Source organism: uncultured Chloroflexus sp., assembly GCF_937129525.1.
Lineage (GTDB): Bacteria > Chloroflexota > Chloroflexia > Chloroflexales > Chloroflexaceae > Chloroflexus.
Genome location: NZ_CAKZNK010000145.1, coordinates 32,204 through 54,621, shown reverse-complemented (window position 1 = coordinate 54,621; position 22,418 = coordinate 32,204). Strand labels below are relative to the sequence as shown.

17 protein-coding genes and 1 pseudogene are annotated in these 22,418 nt (G+C 56.8%); 7 read left to right on the top strand and 11 right to left on the bottom strand.

Features of this window, described 5'->3' with window-relative positions:
* Both Q0650_RS18005 and Q0650_RS18000 read left to right on the top strand, forming a co-directional pair.
* Positions 1-585: pseudogene (locus tag Q0650_RS18005) on the top strand (helicase); the annotation flags it as partial.
* Between the two features lie 5 nt (positions 586-590).
* The gene (locus Q0650_RS18000) at positions 591-1,586 is read left to right on the top strand and encodes a bacterial transcriptional activator domain-containing protein (RefSeq protein ID WP_298821527.1); all 996 of its coding nucleotides are present in this window, start codon (positions 591-593) and stop codon (positions 1,584-1,586) included.
* A gap of 54 nt (positions 1,587-1,640) precedes the next feature.
* Here Q0650_RS18000 and Q0650_RS17995 read toward each other — a convergent pair whose 3' ends face one another.
* Positions 1,641-2,081 carry a thioesterase family protein gene (locus Q0650_RS17995; RefSeq protein ID WP_298821525.1) on the bottom strand — a complete coding sequence of 147 codons (441 nt, stop codon included), beginning with the start codon at positions 2,079-2,081 and terminating at the stop codon, positions 1,641-1,643.
* 156 nt (positions 2,082-2,237) lie between these two features.
* Here Q0650_RS17995 and Q0650_RS17990 point away from each other — a divergent pair, with 156 nt between their 5' ends.
* Positions 2,238-2,609, top strand: a complete 372-nt coding sequence (locus tag Q0650_RS17990; protein ID WP_298821524.1) for a response regulator — start codon at positions 2,238-2,240, stop codon at positions 2,607-2,609.
* Here Q0650_RS17990 and Q0650_RS17985 read toward each other — a convergent pair.
* Both Q0650_RS17985 and prfB read right to left on the bottom strand, forming a co-directional pair.
* A complete protein-coding gene (locus Q0650_RS17985) occupies positions 2,548-3,099 on the bottom strand; it encodes an HIT domain-containing protein (protein WP_298821521.1) in 552 nt (183 codons plus the stop codon). The genes Q0650_RS17990 and Q0650_RS17985 overlap by 62 nt on opposite strands.
* Positions 3,099-4,203, bottom strand: a protein-coding gene (prfB, locus tag Q0650_RS17980) for a peptide chain release factor 2 (protein WP_298821519.1) whose coding sequence is annotated in 2 segments (ribosomal slippage) — positions 3,099-4,133 and positions 4,135-4,203 — 1,104 coding nt in all. Because the reading frame shifts where the segments join, the coding sequence is not laid out codon by codon here. The genes Q0650_RS17985 and prfB overlap by 1 nt, the downstream gene beginning before the upstream one ends.
* Positions 4,204-4,770: 567 nt before the next feature.
* Between prfB and Q0650_RS17975 the strand changes: the two genes are divergently transcribed.
* Entirely contained in the window at positions 4,771-6,204 is a 1,434-nt protein-coding gene (locus Q0650_RS17975; protein WP_298821518.1) for a glycoside hydrolase family 5 protein, read from the top strand.
* A 59-nt stretch (positions 6,205-6,263) separates the two neighbouring features.
* Positions 6,264-7,400: a L,D-transpeptidase gene (locus tag Q0650_RS17970; protein ID WP_298821517.1), complete on the top strand. Its 1,137-nt coding sequence runs from the start codon at positions 6,264-6,266 to the stop codon at positions 7,398-7,400.
* A gap of 28 nt (positions 7,401-7,428) precedes the next feature.
* Here Q0650_RS17970 and Q0650_RS17965 read toward each other — a convergent pair whose 3' ends face one another.
* From Q0650_RS17965 to Q0650_RS17955, 3 genes are all read right to left on the bottom strand, one after another.
* A complete protein-coding gene (locus tag Q0650_RS17965; protein ID WP_298821516.1) occupies positions 7,429-8,553 on the bottom strand; it encodes a peptidoglycan DD-metalloendopeptidase family protein in 1,125 nt (374 codons plus the stop codon).
* Between the two features lie 668 nt (positions 8,554-9,221).
* Positions 9,222-9,413: a hypothetical protein gene (locus Q0650_RS17960; protein WP_298821515.1), complete on the bottom strand. Its 192-nt coding sequence runs from the start codon at positions 9,411-9,413 to the stop codon at positions 9,222-9,224.
* 1,196 nt (positions 9,414-10,609) lie between these two features.
* On the bottom strand, positions 10,610-11,398 hold the full coding sequence (locus tag Q0650_RS17955; protein WP_298821514.1) for a class I SAM-dependent methyltransferase: 789 nt from the start codon (positions 11,396-11,398) through the stop codon (positions 10,610-10,612).
* A gap of 1,214 nt (positions 11,399-12,612) precedes the next feature.
* Here Q0650_RS17955 and Q0650_RS17950 point away from each other — a divergent pair.
* A complete protein-coding gene (locus Q0650_RS17950; RefSeq protein WP_298821513.1) occupies positions 12,613-13,452 on the top strand; it encodes a low molecular weight phosphatase family protein in 840 nt (279 codons plus the stop codon).
* A 1-nt stretch (position 13,453) separates the two neighbouring features.
* On the opposite strand, the gene chrA is transcribed toward Q0650_RS17950, so the two are convergent.
* From chrA to glgP, 3 genes are read right to left on the bottom strand one after another with little or no spacing between them, the layout of a single operon-like run.
* The gene (gene chrA / locus Q0650_RS17945) at positions 13,454-14,623 is read right to left on the bottom strand and encodes a chromate efflux transporter (RefSeq protein ID WP_298821512.1); all 1,170 of its coding nucleotides are present in this window, start codon (positions 14,621-14,623) and stop codon (positions 13,454-13,456) included.
* 7 nt (positions 14,624-14,630) lie between these two features.
* Positions 14,631-15,479 (bottom strand): endonuclease III domain-containing protein, encoded by an 849-nt coding sequence (locus Q0650_RS17940; protein WP_298821511.1) that lies wholly within the window; start codon positions 15,477-15,479, stop codon positions 14,631-14,633.
* Between the two features lie 48 nt (positions 15,480-15,527).
* Positions 15,528-17,678, bottom strand: coding sequence for an alpha-glucan family phosphorylase (glgP, locus tag Q0650_RS17935; RefSeq protein WP_298821510.1), 2,151 nt, complete (start codon positions 17,676-17,678; stop codon positions 15,528-15,530).
* Positions 17,679-17,956: 278 nt separating this feature from the next.
* On the opposite strand from glgP, the gene Q0650_RS17930 reads away from it, so the two are divergent.
* Positions 17,957-19,963: a DUF4838 domain-containing protein gene (locus Q0650_RS17930; protein ID WP_298821508.1), complete on the top strand. Its 2,007-nt coding sequence runs from the start codon at positions 17,957-17,959 to the stop codon at positions 19,961-19,963.
* A 308-nt stretch (positions 19,964-20,271) separates the two neighbouring features.
* Here the strand turns inward: Q0650_RS17930 and Q0650_RS17925 are convergent, their stop codons facing one another.
* The gene (locus tag Q0650_RS17925) at positions 20,272-20,955 is read right to left on the bottom strand and encodes a hypothetical protein (protein ID WP_298821507.1); all 684 of its coding nucleotides are present in this window, start codon (positions 20,953-20,955) and stop codon (positions 20,272-20,274) included.
* A gap of 65 nt (positions 20,956-21,020) precedes the next feature.
* Positions 21,021-22,412, bottom strand: coding sequence for a selenium-binding family protein (locus Q0650_RS17920; protein ID WP_298821505.1), 1,392 nt, complete (start codon positions 22,410-22,412; stop codon positions 21,021-21,023).
* Between the last annotated feature and the right edge of the window lie 6 nt (positions 22,413-22,418).

The following is a 22,418-nucleotide window of genomic DNA, read 5'->3' as shown; positions in this document are numbered from 1 at the left end:
CCTGCCCGCGCCGAGCCGCCTGCCCGCGCCGAGCCGCCTGCCCGCGCCGAGCCGCCTGCCCGCGCCGAGCCGCCTGCCCGCGCCGAGCCGCCTGCTCGTCTGTCTGAACCATCAGTGCCGGTGCGCAACCCCCCAGAGTCAACCTCCAACCGCGCAGCCGGCAATCTGCGCGCCCGTCCCAACCGGGCCGGACATCGGACAACACCATCCAGAATCTCTGAGCAGGCATCGCCCGTATCGCGTGAACTTGATCCGCCATCGGCTCAACCGGCAGAGCCAGTAATTCCCGATGCCGAAGCGATTCTGGCCCGCCTGCGCCAGCGACGCGCTCACGTTGAGTCGCCCCCCGTCGAACAATCCTCGCCTGGAGCGCTCACCAGCTCCTCGCCCGCAGAGCCGCGCTTTCAACCGGGTGATCGGATCATCTGTATGCCCTACGGCGCCGGTCGCGTGCGCCTTAGCCTGATCAGTGACGACCGTGAAATCCTGCTGGTAGAGTTTGAAGAACATGGTGAACTGCGAATCGATCCTTCAGTCAGCATTGTTCGCCGTCTTCCTGCTGAAGAGAGTGATATGTACGAATAAAGATTATGTCAAATCCAATTATGCTCTACCTGCCGCTGCTGACGCACTCTGATCTTGCTGTGCGTCAGCAGGCAACTACAATTCTACTTACCCATTATGGCAATCGCGCGCTCACCTACCTGCGCCGTCTCCTCGATGATCCTGAGCTGAGCGAGCAAGCGCGTGTCGCATTGACCAGTATCGGTGAAATTACCGGCCTGCGCATCGAATTGCGCCCTTTCCGCGGCGTCTATGTGCATTGTCTGGGTGACTTCCAGGTCTTTATCGATAGCCGACCCGTTCAGGCCGAAGAATGGGGTCAAAGCGAGGGTGGACGCGCCGGTGGGCGCAAGGTACAGGGCATCTTCGCCTACCTGGTGCATTGTGGTGAAGCCGGCGCTACTCGTAGCGAAATTGGCGCGGCGATCTGGAGCAACGGCGCTAGCGCCAGCAGCCTTGCCCGCACGCTGACTGCGCTGCGGCAAGTGCTGAACCATTGCGGCGGCAATGAATTGGCAACCAACCTGCTCTACACCGACCGCCAGCGCTGCGCGCTTAACCCCGATCTCTACCGCAGCGATGCCGATCTGCTCGAACAAACGTTTAAGCTCGCCATCCAAACCGAAACGAGAGAAGGGATCGGCGCGGCAGTGCCGTTTTACCAGTATGTGCTCGATCTGTACGATGGGCCATATATGGAAGGGATCGCTGGCGCGCAACAGTGGGCAACGGAGCGCGGCGCGAGCCTGCTGAACAAGACGATTATCGCTGGCGAACGACTGGCAGCTCATGCATACGCCGCAGGCCGCGATCAAGAATGCCTGCAATACTGCGAGCGTATTATGACCCACGAGCCATGCGCAACTGCGGTAGTTGGCTGGCACCTGCGCGCAAGCCACCGGTTGGGTTTGCCGGTAGAGATGCAACGGGCGTATCACCGCTATCTCGCGGCCACGGGTATCAACCCACGACGCAAGCGCGATGATCCGATCGTGCAACTCTACCGTGAATTGACGGCGTAAAGCAGATTGACATTGAGTGATCGAACTACCGCCGCGTCAGGTGCAGGGGCTGAGCTACGCTTCCAGCTCCCCCTGCAACTCGGCAACTCGCGCGCGGAACTCATCACTCACCGGAACGCTTCGTCCGGCAGCATAATCGTAGGCCACCAGCACCGATTGCGCCGTAGCAATCAACGCGCCATCGCCGAGGCGGGCGATAGCATAATCCATAGTAAAGCTCTTGCCGCCGATGCGGCTCACCCGCACTCCAACCAGCAACTGATCGCCAAAATGAGCTGGCGCCTTATAGCGGATGGTCAGTTCGGCCAGAATGATCCCCAACCGCTCAAGCGAACCACCGGTCAATCGCTGATAGTAGGCAATTCGCGCCGACTCGAGATAGGTCGCATAGACAGCATTGTTCACATGTCCGAGCGCATCGAGATCGCGAAAGCGCACTTCAATGGGATAATGAAACGGGTATTCGGTCAGCGCTGCCGGTACCTGAGATTTCATGAATCTACTCCTCAATGAACAACAGCGAATATCAATCGCTAATGAACGGCGTGACACGACGCATCGATGCCGTTTACTCTCTGGTATAATGGCGCGTAACGTGAACCGACCTGCTCGCCTGTTTCCCAATCGAACATAATCGGCAAGGAAACCATTATGTCAGCAAGCAAAGGCACAATCTTTATTATCGATGATGATCTCGGCCTCCAAAGTATCCTGTCGATTGCCCTGCGCAACGCTGGTTACGAAGTCGTGCTGGCGCGCGATGGCATTGAGGGCCTGCGGATGCTTGAACACCTTTCGCCTAGCCTGGTGTTGAGCGATATTATGATGCCCAATATGGATGGTGTTGAAACCTTTCAACGCATCAAAGAGCGCCTCCAAGACGACGGCATTCCGATCATTCTGATGACGGCGCTCAGTCGCAAGCCCTGGTTCGCCGATCTCGAAGCGGAAGGCGCTGTCATTATTCAGAAGCCATTTGAGATTCAGCACCTGGTTGATCTGATTGATCGGACGCTGAGCTGAGGGCGGCGAAGTGTGGACGCAAACGCGCATAGGTCTCTTCCAACGCTTCCGGGATGAGTTTTGTGTCGCCTATCACCGGCATAAAATTGGTGTCACCGTTCCATCGCGGCACGATGTGCATGTGCAGATGATCAGCAATACCGGCTCCCGCTACGCGCCCCAGATTCATGCCAAGGTTGAAGCCGTGGGGTGCGTATTCTGTCTGTAGAATCGCTACACTGCGCTGCGTGAGGCTGAAGAGTTCGCCGGCAATTGCGCTATCCAACGCCGTCAGGTCAGCCACATGCGCATACGGCACTACCATGAGATGAGCCGTATTGTAGGGATAAATATTCATCACTACAAAGCAGCGCTGCCCCCGATAGAGCACCAGTCGTTCGGCGTCATCAGCGCCATCAGTGGCGGCTATCGCGCAAAACACGCATCCCCCGTCAGCAGTATCGCCTCGCTTGATATATCGCATGCGCCACGGCGTATACTTGATCTCCATCACGCCTCCCGCACATTTGCCCGCAAAAAGGCCTCGATAAACGGATCGATTTCGCCATCGAGCACCGCCTGCACATTGCTGGTCTCGTAATCGGTGCGATGATCCTTGACCAGCGTTGAGGGGTGCAGATAATAGGTGCGCATCTGGTTGCCAAATGCCGCTTCGCGATATTCGCCGCGCAGGCGAGCGCGCTCTTCAGCCTGCCGCTGCAATTCACGCTCGAGCAATCGCGCGCGCAAAACGCGCAGGGCCGTCTCGCGATTTTGAATCTGCGAGCGCTCGTTCTGACAGGTCACGACCAAACCGGTTGGCAGGTGCGTAATGCGCACTGCCGAGTCGGTGGTATTGACTCCCTGGCCGCCGTGACCGCCGCTGCGGAAGACATCGATGCGTAAATCTTCCGGTTTGATCTCAACTTCCGGCGCATCATCCACCTCAGGCATCACCTCAACGCGGGCAAAGCTGGTCTGGCGAGTGTGCGCAGCATTGAAGGGTGAGAGTCGGATCAAGCGATGAATACCGGCTTCAGCGCGAGCATAACCATAGGCATACGGGCCGCGGATCTCAATCGTAGCGCTCTTGATTCCCGCCTCTTCACCTTCGCTCAGATCAATCAGATTTACCGTGTAACCACGACGTTCAGCCCAGCGGGTATACATCCGCAACAGCATCGCCGCCCAATCTTGCGCGTCGGTGCCGCCCATTCCAGCCTGAATCGACAGGAAAGCGTCACGGTCATCATACGGGCCGCTCAGTAACACTTCGAGTTCTCGCTGTTCGACCTCGCGCTGCAACGTCTGCAATTCCGTTGCGAGATCGGCTCCCAGCGACTCGTCACCTTCCAGTTCGGCCAGTTCGATCAATTCGGCCAGACTGGTCATGCGGTGTTCGAGCGTTGTCCACAGATTAACCTCTTCTTTCAGGCGAGTCAGGCGCTGCATCACCTCTTGCGCAATCCGTGGAGTGTTCCACAAATCGGGATCGGCGGCGCGTGTCTCGAGTTGTTCAATCTCAGCCTGCTTTGCGGCTAAGTCAAAGATGCCCCCGCAAATCAGCAAAGCGGGTGCGCAACGTTTCCAGCTCGTCACGTAATTCTGCCAGCATGAGAACCTCCATACGCAATGGTTTAAGCGCATTTCACTTTTTCTATGGTACCATACCTGACCACACGCAGGAACAAAAGCCAGATCGGTGAACGGCGCACATTTCCCCCTCTTCGCCAAAGTCGAGAGATTGTTTCGCCTCACAATCATGGAAGGCAAACAAAATGACTTCCGGCCTTAACAGAGCTGCAAACGCTAACAAATCGGTTACGCAACTCAGATATACTATGACAGATAGTAGTTTCTCAGTGAAAGCCTGTAACACCATGTTTGAACGCCACTGCCAGAGGCGCTGGCATCATTAGCGCGCGTATTGCATTGGCGATAACGGGCAGCGTTCCTGCCTGGCTCATACGGCGCTTGCCGGCAACCTGACCACACATGTGCCTGTATGGAGTTATGGAGTGTCGCACTATGCATCGAAGCCCGGCAACTTTTAGAGTCGCCGGGAAAGCGCTGAGTCGCGCGCCACCGCTCGATGCTAACGTTTATCGACAACTGATTGCGCGCAACCATCACAAACCGGCAGCCGGAAGGAGCCACTGCAATTACCGTCAAAAGGTGTCTTATGCACAGATATGTCATACTTTTCCTGATCCTGGCAACGATGATCAGTGGATTGCTCCCCAACGTGACTGACATCACCACGGCGTCTGCCGATAGATTAGGTCGTGGTATCAACCTTGGCAATGCGTTGGAAGCAGAACAGGAAGGATGGTGGGGAGTTACGCTGCAAGAAGAGTATTTCAGACTGGTGAAAGCAGCCGGCTTTGATCATGTGCGCGTGCCAATTGCCTGGTCGCATCACACCGATCACCATCCTCCATACCAGATCGACGAAACGTTCTTTCAGCGCATCGATTGGGTGTTAGAGCAGTCTCACAGCAACGGCTTGAAAGTCGTCATTGATGCTCATCACTACCATGCATTGAATAGCAATCCGGCTGGCGAAAAAAATCGCTTTCTTGCTATCTGGCGACAGATTGCCGAGCGTTACCACGATCGCGGGCCATGGCTGTACTTTGAGTTGCTGAACGAACCGCAGGAAGCGTTCAATGCCGATCCGGAAACCTGGAACAGCTTGCTCGCTGAAGCGCTGTCGGTTATCCGCGCTTCTAATCCTACCAGAAAGGTTATTCTCGGCTCAGTGCATGGCTACGACTTGAATACGTTGCCTCTGCTGCGCCTTCCCTCCGATCCTAACCTGATCATTACTTTTCATTACTACGGCCCAATCGAGTTTACTCATCAGAATGCGCATTGGATCTACCCCAGCCCCCCGTTGGGGCAAACCTGGCATCCTGACGATCCAGCGCTCAACGGCGAAAACTGGTCATGGGGCACAACGCTGCAATGGGTTGCGAACGGCTTGCAAGTGACCTATCAGTACGGTTACGCCGGCCTCTATATGCACAGTTTTCCCATTCAAGGCCCTGCGCTGCTCAGAGTCAAGGCTGATCGCAATGCTACGGGCATGGAAGTAAATTGCAAATCGCCTGATGGCGATACCTTTTTCGTAGGGTCGTCCTTCGACCTGATCGCCCATCAAGCGCGGTTGTTAACCGTCCCTGTCGCCTGCCACAACGCGGGAGACATTATCATTATGAGTTCACAACCGCAAACGCTGGTTTTTCTCGACCTGACCCTGATCGAAGACGGCAAGGAGCGCCCACTCCTCACTACTGCCGCAGAACGGGCAAGGAGCACGATGGCATGGGTTGCCGACTGGGCGCGCAGTCGCGGGCTAGAAGTGTATCTGGGGGAATTTGGCGCGTATTCTGGCGATCCCTCTGGCAACGGGCCAGTCGATCTGGCATCTCGCATCGCCTGGACAAGGATGATCCGCGCAGAAGCAGAGCGACAAGGAATGTCGTGGGCGTACTGGGAGTTTGGTTCAGGATTTGGCCTTTACGATATTAACCAGAATCGATGGCGCGCGGCGTTGTTGCAGGCTGTCATCCCATCTGAAACGCGAATCTATCTACCGCTGACACAGCGGTAATGCTACAATGAAGCCAATCCAATCTCAGGCGAGGCCGCGCAAACGAACAAGGCGCAGGTATGCGACAATTTCTGGCCCTGGTTCTGGCAATCGGGATAGCATTGGTCACCGTTCCGGCAGCAGCGCAAAGTTCGGCGCTCTACTTCGTTGCCACCGGTCAGCGACTCGATGACGCTTACGGCTTTCTCAGTGTCTGGCGGTCGAGCGATGGGCCGCTAACTCTGGGGCAACCAATCAGTCCCGCCTTCCGGGACGGCGATCTGATCGTGCAGTACTTTGAACGGGGTCGGCTTGAGCTGCACCCGGCCTATAACAATGCGGTCTTGCGCGGCAGAGTCGGCGCTGAATACGCTACTGCGCTGGGCCGCGCGTTTCCGCCGCCGACCCTCGCCGCGCGCGAGTCGCCCGAACGACGCTTCTTTGCCGAAACCGGCTACACAATCGGTCCGCCCTTTCTCGCCTTCTGGGAAGAGCGCGGCGCAGTGGAAGTCTTTGGTTTTCCCATCAGTGAACCACGTTGGGAATATGTTGACGGGATGTTGCGGCAGGTGCAGTATTTTGAGCGCGCCCGCCTCGAAGTTGACCCGCGTCCGGCCAACCCTGCGCGCGCCATCCAGATCGGCAATCTCGGTCGCGATCTAGCTCGTTTGCGCGGTGTTGATCTAAGTCCGGTGGCTGCCGGTAACGCCGTGCCGGTTGACGCCAACGGGCAACCACAGGCCGCGCCGCCACCCGAACAGCGGCCAGCGCCTTCTATTTCGCCAACAGCCACGCCGACTCCCAAACCGCCGCCGGCCAGACCGGCCCCGCCGGCGATGCGTAGCAGCGATAAACTGATCATCGTTGACCTGAGCGATCAGTGGCTTTATGCGCTCGATGGCGATCGCATCATCTTCGACGCCCCTGTCTCCACCGGACGCGACGGCTTCAATACGCCAATCGGAACGTTCGCAATCTACGCCAAAGTCCGCGAACAAACGATGCGCGGTTGCGCCGGCAACGAATGTTGGGTGGTGCCACGGGTGCCGCATGCAATGTATATCGTCGGCGGTGTAGCGTTGCACGGCACCTACTGGCACAACCAGTTTGGCACGGGCGTTCGTCGCAGTCATGGCTGCGTCAACTTGCCGCTCAAAGCAGCCGCATGGCTCTACGATTGGGCGCCGGTCGGCACGACAGTGATCGTGCGGCGCTAGCAGTGTCAACAGCTCGCGCCGCTCCTCGTCATTCAACGATTACCGTCATAACGGTCTGCCATGTACCCACGTTACCAGCATTATCAATCGGCTTGACCCGCAGCAGATATGTGCCGGGCGCCAGTGGCGGCAAGATCACGGATGGTTCATCCACAAACCATTCGCTCTCGCCCGCCGGATCGGAGCCAAGGTAGAGGCGATAGCCAGATACGCCGGACAGCGGATCGCTTGCCGGCAACCAGGAGACTGTTACCGCCTGATACTGACCAATCGTGAGCGTCGCCGGCTCGACCGCCAGGGTTGGTGGCGACACATCGTAGCCAACCGGCCCATAGCTGGCCAGTGTCTGCCGGCCATCTGGCCCCCACGCCCGCACATAAAGCGTATGCCAGCCCTCACCCATATCGGCCAGCCGGGCATAACCATCAAACGCGCCGGGAAACATTGGCTCATCAGCCGGCGGTTCCGCATTCCAGGCCTGGCTCAAACCACCGCCACCCCAGGCAATGCTGAAATCGATCTGATGATCGATGTTGTACCATCCCGCTGGCAAAGCGGCGCTGGTAAAAGTGATCTGCGGGTCTTGCGCCGACATCGCCGTCAGCACCTTGCCGCCGTGCTGATTACACCCACCAATTTCGGGCAGATCGTACCCCTCGGCAAACCGCAACGGCACTGACTGGCGTCCACTCCAGCCATTTGCGCCAGCAGTAAAGGCCGTAAAGTGCAGATGAGGAATCCCCGGCGAGCCGCGATCGCCAGCGTAGCCCAACACCTGGCCAACGGCGAAATAAAAGCCGCGCTCGGTTGTTACCGGTCGGCTGAGATGGGTATACATCGTGAAGAAGTTACCACCGTGATGGAGAATGATGGTGCCGCTACGCGCTTCCCAATGCCAGAGCGAACCGGCAGCAGCGGCGCGGATCGGCGCGTTGTAGGTTGGGCCATCGACCTGGGCCAGATCGAGCGAATAACGATCCCAGCCGTTATGGGTACCACAGGCATAGCCCTGAATGATGCGCCATTGTTCACCGGGAGGAGTGGGGAGAACGAGCGTCGGAGCAGCTTCGACAGGCCGGGGAAAGATGACAAGCGCGACGAGCCAGAGCAGTGCATACAGAGCGCCAAAGCGGCGCATCGAATGCATTGGCATGCAGATTTCCTCCGGGCGCGTTCCTCAGGGGAATGCGCGCCATTCAACGCGGAATCACGTCGTCGCGCCAGGGCGCGACGATGGAACAGGACGAGCGTGGTCCTGTTGCGGAAACGCTGTGCCATATACGACGAGGTATATGACAGTATATTGCCGCTATCGGCACTGATATGGCAACGGCGGCAAGATACCATGGGTTTGGCAAATGGTCAAATATGGACATCTGTTCGTGACAGCCAAATCGATAACGCACATGAATGAGAGGAGCTATATGCTCGGTGAAAAGGAACCAGCAAACACCTTCCAAAGTTGGGAACGGGGCGCACTGAAGGGCACTTCTACCTCTATCGCTCCGCCGAAAACCAATTCAACGGCAGCCGTTCGAAATATTCGACGCCTTCCAGGCATGTGTCAGCTCATGAGTCACGTCAGGTGACATCATCTGCGCACGGGTTGATGATGTTTTCGGATACGATCAACGACTATTGGGCAACGCACAGCAGTGAGTAGAGTGAAGGGTATCTGGTGAGAACAGCGGGAATGCTAGAGTGACGCGATCACAACCCTGACAATAGCGATAGCGCAACTGTGGTGAACGGATATTGATCTGCTCACGAATAGCTGCCAGCTACTTACCCATTTGCCACAGAGCGCTGTCAGCAAACCACTCAATAACACGCGGGTAAAGGTTGCATATCGGGCGAGAAGTCGGTAGCGAATAACTCTTCGTTATTCGCTGCAAATGATTGCCATAGTTCCGGCGGCGGATCCTGGAACGGGAGACCGGCAAACGCCAGATCGTAGAACAGCCCGGCGCCTATCATCGCCACACCACAGACCATTACAGCCAGCGGGATCAACTATGCAATCCATCGCAGAATGCGCTGATGTCCTTTGGGAGACGGTGACCAACTGTAATTGTACGGGCTCGAAATACGGCTGGATCGTGTGGTGAGCCACGTAAGACACGCAATCACTATCCAGACAGAAGTAGTCTGATCCGTTACAGACTCTCAGCAACTCGCTGTGTGCCTGCCGCTTTCCGATCGTTGCTAAGCCTTAAATCATCAAGCAGGATGAATTCAGATCGGGCAGCGGCCAGTCAAGCAGAAAACTTTTGATCACGCTGTTCACCTACCGTGTACATGCTGTGTCTAACATCACAGCAGGGTTGCCACATAAACTGGACACGAGGAATGAGTCGGCTCTAGTGTCGAAAGAGCACACTCTCGCGCCAGAGAGTAGTCATTGACTGTATTGGCGATTGCGGTCATGCTACCTGTGGATCTCTGCCTGAGCCACACACAAGTATCTTTCGCCGAAGAGATAATCTATCCCTCGCGATAGAGATGATACCAGACAGCATTGCTTTAAAACGAGATGATAAGCCGAAGTCATCCTGGGTATGAGACACAAAAGGCGATGTCGTACCATATTATCTGCCTTGCCACTTCTTCCCAAATCAACAAAGCCGCTTAACTCGATCATAAGTAACAAAAAATGTTACTATCTCTAAGTTCACTGTGCAAAAATGTCAACTCTTCATTTACCTATACGCTTTCAGGAACGCATACAACGCAGCAGGAGCTGCGACTCGTCATAGATTAGTCTTACCCTTCATCCTCATCTACCTTTCAGGAACGCATACAACGCAGCAGGAGCTGCGACTCTCACTACTTGATAATTTCTTGTGATTGAGTTCAATTCTTTAGAAACTAATAATCTCAACACAGGTCATTTTTTACTAAATTATCTTCTTAATGTGAAACAATACCCAATAACCAGATTAATCAGCGTAGCCACACTATCAGACAGGAACATTAGGAAACTAATATTGCAACACTATCTGCCAACAAAAGGTTCGGTGCGACAGCGAATGTAGCCGTTTCCCTCACGTGAAAGAATATTTTGCCCAGCACTATTCCTGCCGGTTAGTGACTTCCTTTGCCCCTTCGAGAGCCTGCTAACACTAGTAAGACTACTGAATTGGATAGTAAGTCCTTCACATTATGTTGCAATAAACTTCACTTGTGAATCTGCCACAAACGATATCAGGTCACCTTTCGCAGCTAGACAACTTATGTCCAATAACTGTAAACAACCTGTCTTCAGGTTTAACTTGATCAAAGGTAAAACCACTAAACAACCTTATATTTTGAAAACCAGCTTTTGCAAATAAATCCCTTGCTTGCGAATGACTATAAGAGCGCGTTGCCGGTGAACGTTGATGAAATTCTTCCATTATAACGTTATCATGCACTATTTTTTGATATAAATCTTCTGTCCGTTCACATTCGCTCACCGGATCGAACCAAGAGCGAGCCACTCTACGAAACTTTATACCATCTGTTTCACGAAATGCCGTCTTCTCCCATTCCGAATAAAGCGGTTCACCTTCCTTCCATAATGTCATCATCGATGCGACTAATATGCCATTTGGTAATAGGTGTTCATATAGCCGTTTCATGGCTTTCACTATTGCTTTCACCTCACAGATTAATTGCAATGTGCTTGATGGAACCAGGATTACCCGATACCTGCGGGGAAGTTCCAGATTCTCCAGGTATTGCTCGTATAATGTGGGTTTTAATCGCAACTTTTCTGCTTTATGCTGACATATTGCCAACATCTCTGGCGAGTTATCCATCCCATCAATATCAATTCCTTGCTGTAAGTAATCTATTAATAATCGCCCAGTACCACATCCTACATCAAGAACAGGTTCTCCATATGTTTGGATGATTTTAAGATAAAAATGGCGATCTACCCAATTCGATGTGTCCCCACGCAACACATCCCAAGCTTCTGCCACTAAACCTTTATATTCGTACTCAGGTGGTTTCATATTTTTCCTTATGTGATTGTGCAGCCGCTACGTGATAGTTTACGGTTCAGCTGCACACGGCGCGTGTCGGCGGCAACCCATTGTTAGCCAGCGCTTGAAAAGAGTGACCGCACCCGTATATATCGACAAATTTGCAGCCCGCTACTGGAGTTCCCACATGAACGGTACGGCGATCCCGCAGCCAGGAAATATCGTTTTTCCACCACCGAGGAGCATGATGGTTAGCAACCACATTATCGATCAAGTTAGCAACGAGCAATGATCGAACCAGCCTGACGCTGCCGTAGATAAAGATGTATCCACCTGGCTGAGCACGCAGGTCGGATACAACTTCGCTGAGGTTATCACCATGAATAATTTCGTAGCAGGATCCCACATTGTGCCTTTGTCAGTTAGTATAGCCAACAACATGTACTTCTGCAAGCTGTGAATCCAGTCTGAGAAGGGGCATCCGACCGACCAGACCGGGCTTTGGCTGATACTTGACAGGTGCGGCGGTTTTGCAAAAGCGCGTCGCTATGTTTGATCAGTTCGTCAAAGGTGCCGTCGATTACGATTGGGTCAAAATGGTTCATCGTCTATTTCGACGCGACAGAAACTGCCGTCGGTATCTTGCTTGTAGCGCAGGCCTAGTTGTGCGATGACGGACACGTCAAACCGGTTTGTTTCGGATTCTATTGCTCTCGGCGATGCGGCGTCTACTCAATTTCGGCACATCGCGCCTGTGTTTCATTTCAAATTGCCGATCAAACCGGTTTCGCCACTGGTGTGAACAAATGCCACTATTTCCAGTCCTCGTGGCTAAAACATGCAGTTATTAGTTGCAGGATTGTGTCGACGACGTTCCAGCGCGCGAGATTAATGTGATGACTGATGCAGTTGAGTTCATCTTGGTCGCAGATGATATGGTCGTAGAAACGTGCCGCTAGCCAGAATCGTCGTGTTTGTTTTGGGTGTATTAGCACGATACCACTACTTGTGTGAGCGGATCATGGGGACAAATGAATCGGCACAGCGGTAATATACGAGCCGTAGGGTCAGTGGGATCATCGAGATGTTGCAATACAACCTCGACCAGACAATGACCATTCGATATACGATGTCTAACACTCATTTATTGCTGCTCAGTCCCATCCTCCTGTCCACTCCCTGTCATACCCAAACTCTCGTATAATACCCCTATGCGATCAACTGGATGCTCTGAATCACAGACTATGACTACACCAACCGCCACCCTCCTCATCATCGGCGCCGCCGACACCGGTCGCGCTCCTATCGCGGTAGCCCTGCTCCGCCGGATAGCCGGCGAACGCGGTTTTGTCTGGTCAATCGCCTCTGCCGGCGTGGTCGGCCATGACGACGATCCGTTGCAGCCGATGGCCCGCGATGCGCTGGCCGTGCTGGGTCTTAGCCGCGATGATCACGTTGCGCGCTCACTTACCGATGAGCTGGCGGCGACTGCTGATCTGTTGATTGCAGTTGATAGCGGGATCGCCCGGGTATTGCGCAGTCGTTATCCTCAGGCTCCTATTGCCTCGCTCGGCGAACTGGCCGGTCGCGCACGCGATATTCCCGATCCGGCAGGGATGCAGATCGGCGCATGGCTGCACTATGCCCGTGAAATGGAGCAGTTGTTGCAAGCAGGGTTTGAACGGATTGTTGCCCTGCTCGGCGGGAACGCGGTATCGGTCACTGCCGAACCGCCGCCGACTCAGGCGCCGGCGCCTCCTCCGTCGCCATCATTTGCCGATGAGCGGCACGCCATTTGCGCCCGCGCCGGACGCTTGCTCGATGCGATGCGGGCGATGCCTGAGGTGATCGATTGGCCGGCAGCGCGCAACCGGATTCAAGCCACTCTGGTTGAGTTGAACCAACTGGTCACCGAACCAACCGATCTCACGGCGCTTTATGTCGAAGCGATTAACCTGTGGCTGGCGCGCCAGGCCGCTATGCCAGCCGCTGACCGGCTTGAGCGCCTGCACGCAGCTATTGAGCGGTTGCAACAACCGGTCGGCCAGACCGATGTGGCTGAAGTGATGCGATGGGCGGATTGAGTTACGACAGCGTTCCGCCGATCACGGCGCAGGCCACTACGACCGCCCACGGCGGTATCCGCCAGAATTGCAACGCCATGAATGCGCTCAGTGCCAGCGCGACATCAAGTGGATGTTGGATCGCGCTGGTGATCACTGGTTGATAGAGCGCAGCGAGCAAGATGCCGACCACCGCTGCATTGATGCCGGCCAGCGTTGCCTGCGCTGTCGGCTGCGCGCGCAAGGCAGACCAAAGCGGTAACGCTGCCCACACCAGCAAGAATGAGGGCAGGAAGATGGCAATTAAGGCAAGCATGCCGCCGATCCAGCCGCCGGGAGGCACAGTGACTGCCGCGCCCAGGTAGGCGCTGAAGGTGAACAACGGACCCGGCACTGCCTGCGCTGCGCCGTAGCCGGCAATGAATCGGTCGGCGTTGAGGAAACCTGTTCCCACTACAACCGGTTCGAGTAACGGTAACACGACGTGGCCGCCACCAAACACGAGCGAGCCGGCGCGAAACATTCCGGTCAGGAATGCCAGCGTGGGATCGGCAATAAATGAGGCCAGAAACGATCCGGCGAGCAGCGCGGCAAAGAGGGTCGCGAAGACGATGCCGACGCGCGGGCTAACCGGCGATGGCACAGTGACGCCGTTACCGGTTTGACCACGCAACCAGCGCCAGCCGACCAGCCCACCCAGCCCGATTACCAGCAATTGCGCCAGCGCGTCAGGCCAGATGAGCAAGATGATCGCTGCGCCAACTGCCATGCTGGCGCGCAAGCGATCCGGGCAGAGCCGTTGCGCCATCTGCCAGACTGCCTGCGCAACCACCGCCACAACAACCACCTTTAACCCGTGTAGCCAGCCGCTGGCCGGATCACCCAACAGCGCCACTCCGTAAGCGAAGCCAATCATTAACAACGCCGATGGTAACGTAAAACCCAACCAGGCCGCCAGACCTCCTGCCAGTCCGGCTCGAATCGTGCCGATGGCGATCCCGACCTGACTGCTGGCCGGGCCAGGTAGAAATTGGCACAACGCGATCAGATCGGCGTAGGTTGCTTCATCAAGCCAGCGACGCCGTTCGATCAGATCGGCGCGAAAATATCCGAGATGCGCCACCGGCCCGCCAAACGACGTTAAGCCTAGCCGTAGAAAGGCGAGAAAGATCGTAAGCAGAGAAAGATGCATGCCTGCCTTACCCCCTTGATGCGCGGTACCACGCGCATATCGAACGCAATGGACAACCATCGTGACGATCGAGAAAGCTGTTGCGACCCGGCTGACGCGAGTAGACCCGCCGGGAAGGGGGGCCATCGCAACGTGGGCGAACCAAACAGTAACGCACGGCCAGTTCATTCAGTTGCGCGTGAAAGTCAGCCATCAACAACGGATCGGCTGGCAACCCGGCAGCAATGACCTGTTGCACCTGCATATAACTTGCCCGTTCCCAGGACAGCCGGTCGGGAACGAGACGGGCAAAGATCCGGCGCGTGTATGCATCAACGACGAATACCGGATGCTGACCGGCATACAGCATGACGACATCCGCCGTTTCCGGGCCGATCCGCGGTAATTGTAACAGTTCGGCCCGCAATACCGTGGTTGGAAGCCTGAACATCGCTGCCAGATCGCCATAGCGTTGTTGAATGGCCTGCGCCAGCGCGATCAAGCCCTGCGCCTTCTGCCGGTAAAACGCGCAAGGGTAGATCAACGTTGCCAGATGCTCCGCATCCGCCTGGGCCAGTTCCGCCAGATCGATCAAACCGGCGGCATGGAGTCGCGCGATCGCGTCTTCAACCATTTCCCAGCGCGTCTGCTGCACCAGCACTGCTCCGATCACCATTTCGAGCTGAGGGTTGGCGCTGATGATCGGCCACCAGGGACTAGCCGCCTCCGGCCCACACAATAAGCCGAAGTGGGCAACCAGTCGGCGATAGATAGCGAGCGCGTCAAGGCGCGCAAATGCCAGCGTGTGATCAGGCTCAATCTGATGCATAATCGTCGAGCGGGGAGGGACATAATGATGGGGGGATGTGACATCCATCGATTGCTTCCCCCCATCAAACAGCTTACACCTGACGAGCGAGCCTTTCTAGGCCAGTGGCATCGCTCCCTGAACTGCTACCGGCATATACATGTCACGCAGATATTCTGCCAGCATCCGGCGCGTGCTGAAGATTGGCGCGACGGTAGCAATCGCTTCTTTGCAGATCTGTACCCACGCCACCGGAATGCCGTTAGCATCGCGGTTATCGTAGAAACGGGGCGCAATTTCGTGCTCGAGCAGGTGGTAAAGTGATAGAGCGTCATTCCAATCCTGCTCTTCCTGGCTGGCATACTCGCGCTCATCGCCGATTGCCCATCCGTTGCGCCCGTTATACGCCTCCGGCCACCACCCATCGAGCACCGAACAATTAGGCGCGCCGTTAAGACTGGCCTTCATGCCACTGGTGCCACTGGCTTCGTATGGACGGCGCGGATTGTTGAGCCACACATCAACCCCCTGCACCAGCGCTCGTCCTACGGCAATGTCGTATTCTTCGAGAAAGACAATCCGACCAGCCAGACCCGGCTGCATCGCCAGCCGGTAGACATCCTGAATGAACTGCTTGCCCGGATCATCTTTGGGATGCGCTTTGCCGGCAAAAATGATCTGGATCGGTTTGCCGGGCCGGTTGAGAATGTGCTTCAGCCGCTCAATATCCTTGAACAACAGCGTCGCCCGCTTATAGGTCGCAAACCGACGGGCAAAGCCGATGGTAAGGATATCCTCTTCCAGCACGGGCCAGACCGGCACCGGAATGCCAAGCCGGATGTAGTGTTGCTGCAAACGCTGGCGGCTAAATGCGATCAGATCGCGCTTCAGCTTCTGGCGGGTCTGCCAGAGCGTCTCATCGGGAATCTGATAAACCTTCTGCCACAACTGTGGATCGTCAAGGTGTTCTTCCCAATTTTTGCCCAAATACGAATTGTAGAGCGTGCGGATCTCAGGCGCCAGCCAGGTCGCTGTATGAACGCCGTTGGTAATCGATGTGATCGGCACTTCATCCTGGGCGCGACCGGGGTAGAGCCATTGCCACATCCCGCGGGCGACGTGGCCGTGCAACTTGCTGACGCCGTTGCGATAGGCCGAGAAACGCAGCGCCAGCGCAGTCATTGCAAAAGTCGGCCCCCATTGCTGCTCTTGCAGCGCCAGACTCATAAATTCATCGCGAGTGAGATTGAGTTGTGGCCAGAAGCTCCAGAAGAACTTTTCGATCATCGGCAACGGGAAGGCATCGTTGCCGGCAGGAACCGGTGTGTGCGTGGTGAAGACGCAATGCGCCTTGACCTGCTCCATTGCTTCCTCGAAACTGTACCCTTGCGCGACCAGTTCGCGACACAATTCGAGCACGAGAAACGCTGAATGCCCCTCGTTCATATGCCAGACGGTTGGTTTGTAGCCGAGCCGGCGTAACGCGCGGACACCACCTACACCGAGCACCAGCTCTTGCGAGATGCGCATCTCTTGATCGCCGCCGTAAAGCCGGGCCGACAGTTCACGATCCTGAGGACTGTTCGGGTGAATGTCGGTATCCATCAGCAGTAGCTCGTTGCGCCCGACTTGAAATTTGTAAACCTTGGCGTAAATGGTGCGTCCAGGCAATTCCACCTCAACCACCACCTCACGCCCTTCCGGATCGAGCGCCGGCAGCGCCGGCACATCGGCGAAGTTTAGCTTGTTATACTCGGCGTGTTGCCAGCCGCTCGGATCAAGCCGCTGTCGGAAGTAGCCCTGCGGGTAGATGAAGCCAACTCCCACCAGCGGAATGCCCATGTCACTGGCCTCTTTGATGTGATCGCCCGACAGGATGCCCAAACCGCCTGAATAGATTGGCAGGCTTTCGTGCAGACCGAATTCGGCGCTGAAGTAGGCGATCAGCGTATCTTTTGCGTCAGGGTAGTGTTTGCTAAACCACGTCTTCTTTGCGCTCATGTAGCTGTCGAAGCTCTTGAGTACCGCGTCGTACCGCTTTAAATAGGCTGGATCGTTCGCGGCAGCCTCGAGCTTGCGCTGGCGGACATCACGCAGAAAATCGACTGGATTGTGGTAGACCAGCTCCCATAGCTCTGGATCGATCGAACGGTAGAGGTCTTGCGCTTCGGGATGCCACGTCCACCAGAGGTTGTAGGCGAGTTCACGGAGACGAGCAATCCGTTCGGGACAAGGAGTGAACAGGATCTCGTGTTCGAACCGCAGCATGATTTCCTCACATCATTATTTGATGGCTGACCAACCGGCTATACCGGTATGATAACAAGATTTACGCATATCCCGCCACTCACTGGCTGATCTCGGCTGAACAAGCAAGGAACGGCGGCTTATGTGCATTGTAGCCGCTGATGATGAATTTGTCCACTATGCAACTAATTTTATTTGTCATCGCGCAAGGCTGTGTGATCGTGAGCCACCGCGCGGTGCTGCTATAATAGCCGCGTTGTTAGACTGCCAATCGCTATCCTTGGGCGCTTGAATGTTGCATGAACCACCTCCTCACCGAACACTGGGTTGTTGAACTGCAAAGTGACCATCCCACGGCGCACCTGGCCGCGCGCGAGCTACGCCGCGCCTTTCAGCGTATGGGAGGGCCGGCGCTGCCAATCGTCGGGAACGCTCCCAATCAGCGCATCGCTCTCCGCCATGGTGACGGCGGTGAGGGCTTCGCGCGTCTGACCGATGAGCGCGGTCTGGTTTTGATCGGTGAAGGGCCGCGTGGCTTGCTCTACGCGGTCTATGATTTGCTCGTAGCGCTGGGATGGCGATGGGTTGGCCCAAGCCCCGCCGATGAACACGTACCCCGTTGCGCGTCTATCATTCTGCCCGCGGCAACTGTCGCTGAACAGCCGGCCTTGAGTCGCCGCGGTCTGGTGATCGGGCACGATCTCTTCCTGGCCCAGGCCGAAGCATGGATCGAATGGGCAGCGCGGGCGCGTCTCAATACCATCTTTATTCACACAATTGGCAAAAGTGGATTACCGCTCGGCGCATGCCGGTGGCAGTCCTGGCAACGACTGCGCGCCCGTCTCTTGCCGGCAATCCAGGAACGCAGTCTGCGACTTGAAATCGGGGGGCACCATCTCGCCGATGCGCTGCCCCGTCGCCTCTTCCGCAACCAGCCTGACCTCTTCCGCCACAATGGTCGGCGTCGCGTAGCCGACGGCAACCCTTGCCCGACCAATCCGATGACGCAGCGGCTGGCGCGCGAGTGGGCCAGCGCATTCTTTGCAAATGAACCAGCGGCCAGCGTTTATCACCTCTGGCCGGTTGACCGGCTCAACGGCGGCTGGTGCGCTTGTCGCCACTGCGCCCCACTCTCGCCGATGGATCAATCGCTGCTGCTGGTCAACGCGATGGCGGCAGCGCTGACCGACATCAATCCTGCTGCCCGGATTGCCTGTCTTGCCTACCATGATACCTTCACCCCACCCCAGCATGTCACACCGGCGGCGAATGTCGAAGTTGTGATTGCGCCCCGCCAGCGCTCGTATGCCGCCAGCGTCGGCGAGAGCGGTCACCCGATCAATGGGCCGCTTGCCGAACGCATCACTGCCATGCGCAACGCCTTTCCGGCTGGCGCCAGCGCGTTCGAATACTACCTCGATGGCATTCTGTTCAAATCGGCTTTACCGCCGTTAGGCGATATTATCGCCGCCGACCTGCGCGCCTACCACCATTGGGGGCTTGATGGTGTCGCAGTCTTGCTTACCGGTGACCGACCATGGCTGGCAGTCGGACCCAATCCACACAGCTTCGCCGCGCTCGCCTGGAATCCGCAGCGCGACCCGACAACGTTGCGCAGACAATACGTTGCCGTCCGCGCGCCAACTACGGCGGCGCTGCTCGATACGGCCTACGCGACCCTGACCGCTGCGTGGCGCCATGCGCTCGACATCACTCCCGCCGAGCTAGCGCGGCAACAAGCGGCAGGCTGGCGTGACCCGATCGCGCGTCCGCCACGCGACATCCTCGATGGCTATGACGCGCCGCCACCTCATTGCGAACGGCGCCTGGCTGCGCTTCACGAAGCGCTCGATATACTGCCAGCCGGCGATGCGGCGCTGGACAGCGCCCGACGAACTGCCCTGGTTGAGCAAGCTGCCCTGAGCGCAGAGATCGCCGAATGGAATGCCGGCGCGTTGCTACTCCGCTTCTTCGCTGCTCGCCAGGAAGCGACAGTGATGCAGGCGCGCCGCGCTCCCCGCGCCCGCCAGCAACAGGCGATTGCCAATGCTCGCGCCAGCCTTGCCGATCTGCTTGATTGGGCAACCCGCCACATTCCACCTGCTACCCGCGGCCATCACCGCCTGCTGCGCGCGTTGCTGGCGCTGCATCTCGATCAGCTCGAGAGCCGGGTAGCGACACCACAGCGTCAGGTGCAACTACGCTGGCGCCGACTGTGGGAAGTGGCCGGTCTTATTGCGCGCCTGTGGCGGAGCTGGTATGTCAATGAGGCGATGGTAAATGTTTTGCCACGGCTGAGACAATAACGGCAATTGCTACCGGTGACACTCCGCGCGGGTTATAACCTGGCAGCTTCATAGGGCAACCCGCTCACCGACGAGCTTACGCTATCGTTGATTGCGGTATTGTGATTTTCATATTGTCATATTGAATGATGGCGCGCGGGCGAACAACAGCGATAAACCCGCCGAAGCGCGGTGACTTGCAGCGGGTCCGGTAAGATTAACCAGCCACTTAAACAGAGACGATTCAGCGATCTTCACACGCGCCAACCGCTTGCAATCACGGTCAGCGCTGGCCTCAGACTACGAGTCGCAACCCCGACTCAGACGTTTCAGATCAGGGATCCTGACACCATATTCCATACCCCCAATCCGAGCGCAATTGCGCCCGTCATCGCGAGCACAGCCACCCAGATGAGATCGGTGTTGATCCAGGCCTGGCGCAGAATCTCTAACCCCACCAGCCAGTACACGACCAGCGCAATACCCGCCATCGCCGCCAGCATGCCGGCAGTATGCACAACGACCGCCAGCGTCGCTTCGAGCATCGAATCGGTGAGGGCCGGCGCGTGGTGATGGTGATCGCCGTGCATCGCATGCGCCGCTGGCGCCATCACCGTCAACAATGGCGTCACCATCATACCAGCTCCATGCGCAGTCGCCATAAGAAACGACCACCAGGCCAGTTCCCACGGGCTGGCCCGAAACCGTGTCCTGGGGTGGCGAAAGCGGCTCAACCATCGCCACCCGCTAAATAGCAATAGCGCAATACCGGTAAGCGCCAGGAGCATATCGGTAGGCAAGATGTAGCCGAGCAGGATGGTAACGAAAGCCGCAACCGCAATTGCCGCCGCATGCCCAATGGTAATCGGCCACATTGCCGAAACCACTGCGCCCGCGCGCCCTTCCTGCAAACCAAGGCCTACGGCAAAAAGCCAGCCCATTGCCGGATTAAGGCCATGAAACAAGCCAAGGCCGAAGAGCGACAACCAGAGCCACCCGCCGATCGGATCCACAACCTGCCTCCGTTGACTACCTGTAGGAAACGACAACTCCTGTCACCAACCGCATCTCACCCGCATCACGGGAAGCAGTACGAGTCGCTGGAAGCATCACCGCCTTGCAACCGAATCTGGTGCGCGCGCTGGTCGCCAAAGTCAACAAAGAAGTTGGGATCGAAGCGCATGCCACCCTGTGGATCGGCATCCACTTTCACCATCCAGCTCCGAATGCCATCAGGGTAAAACTGCGCATCCCACGGCAGGTAGAGTGAATTGGTAAAGTAGATGCGCCGGCCATCGCGACTCACCTCGACCATCTGCGGCCCGCCGTTGAGCGGCCCGCTCGCCGCCGGATGCCCTGCTCGCCGCACAATGCCGCCAATTTGCAACGTGCCGGTCAGCCTGGGGTTAAAGGGATCGGTCACGTCGTACTGGCGCAACTCACCGGTTCCCCAACACGAAACGTACAGGAAGCGGTCATCAACCGTCAAATTGATGTCGGTGACCAGTGGCGGCACGGCCTTGAATGGCTTCAAAATGTCGGGAAGCTGATCTTCACTGGCCGGTTCGGCAGGAATCTCGATCACCTTTTGCAGCTTCCACGAACCGTTCTGGCGATACCAGAGCCAGATCGAGGCCGACAGGTCTTTCAAGCTGACAACACTATTGAGAAAGCCATACGCTTTCGTCGGATCATGGGCCGGACGCAATTCCAGCGCCATCTGATGTTCGGCGCCGAGGTCAAGCGTCTGCACGTGGCGACGACGGTGCAAATCCCAGAGATGAATCCGATGCCCGTACTTGCCGGCCAGCAATTCCTCGCCCAACACGCCATGCTCAACCATCCGCGGCGTCCCCCACTCGCTGGTGATCAGCGTGTCGTAGCCGAGATGCCACCAAAAATCATAGTGGAGATACTGATCGCCGCGATCGATCTCCCAGCGCCCCAGAACTTCAAAGGTGTCGTGGTCGAGAATGAAAATTCCACCTGGCCCTTCACCATCGGGATTTCCCAACGCCGAAATGTAGATGCCGTCTGGCCCGCAATGCACCGTATGCGGTCGCGCATAACCGGTACGCTCAAACAACTCATCCGGTTCAATCACTTTGACCACTGCCGGTTTGGTCGGATCAGATTTGATGTCGAGAATGGTGATGTGCGAACTGCGAATGTCAGGCACCACGAGGTAGCGCCGTTCGACGTGCGGATGTGGCGCATTGGGGCAGAGCATCGAACTACATGCATTCCAGCCGAAATGGTGTAGTTCGCCGCCGGTGTAGGGCATTTCGGTGACGCCAACAACCTTGCTATAGGTGGAAGATTGCGGATCGACATCGACCACGCACATGGCATCGGCCTGACCATTGCCGTTCGGATTCAACCGCACCACGTAGGCCAGTGTCTCCGGGGGAGCTTTAGTGGCCATGCGCGGCGATGGATAAAACGTCGGATCTGGACGCCAGATAGACACGGTGAC

Excerpts from the sequence above, each read along its gene's own strand:
- Q0650_RS17930 (WP_298821508.1), top strand. The coding sequence starts at position 17,957 with ATGAACCACCTCCTCACCGAACACTGGGTTGTTGAACTGCAAAGTGAC.
- Q0650_RS17965 (WP_298821516.1), bottom strand. The coding sequence starts at position 8,553 with ATGCCAATGCATTCGATGCGCCGCTTTGGCGCTCTGTATGCACTGCTC.
- Q0650_RS17990 (WP_298821524.1), top strand. The coding sequence starts at position 2,238 with ATGTCAGCAAGCAAAGGCACAATCTTTATTATCGATGATGATCTCGGC.
- Q0650_RS17975 (WP_298821518.1), top strand. The coding sequence starts at position 4,771 with ATGCACAGATATGTCATACTTTTCCTGATCCTGGCAACGATGATCAGT.
- Q0650_RS17970 (WP_298821517.1), top strand. The coding sequence starts at position 6,264 with ATGCGACAATTTCTGGCCCTGGTTCTGGCAATCGGGATAGCATTGGTC.
- Q0650_RS17950 (WP_298821513.1), top strand. The coding sequence starts at position 12,613 with ATGACTACACCAACCGCCACCCTCCTCATCATCGGCGCCGCCGACACC.
- Q0650_RS17995 (WP_298821525.1), bottom strand. The coding sequence starts at position 2,081 with ATGAAATCTCAGGTACCGGCAGCGCTGACCGAATACCCGTTTCATTAT.
- chrA (WP_298821512.1), bottom strand. The coding sequence starts at position 14,623 with ATGCATCTTTCTCTGCTTACGATCTTTCTCGCCTTTCTACGGCTAGGC.
- glgP (WP_298821510.1), bottom strand. The coding sequence starts at position 17,678 with ATGCTGCGGTTCGAACACGAGATCCTGTTCACTCCTTGTCCCGAACGG.
- Q0650_RS17940 (WP_298821511.1), bottom strand. The coding sequence starts at position 15,479 with ATGGATGTCACATCCCCCCATCATTATGTCCCTCCCCGCTCGACGATT.
- Q0650_RS18000 (WP_298821527.1), top strand. The coding sequence starts at position 591 with ATGTCAAATCCAATTATGCTCTACCTGCCGCTGCTGACGCACTCTGAT.
- Q0650_RS17985 (WP_298821521.1), bottom strand. The coding sequence starts at position 3,099 with ATGGAGATCAAGTATACGCCGTGGCGCATGCGATATATCAAGCGAGGC.
- Q0650_RS17955 (WP_298821514.1), bottom strand. The coding sequence starts at position 11,398 with ATGAAACCACCTGAGTACGAATATAAAGGTTTAGTGGCAGAAGCTTGG.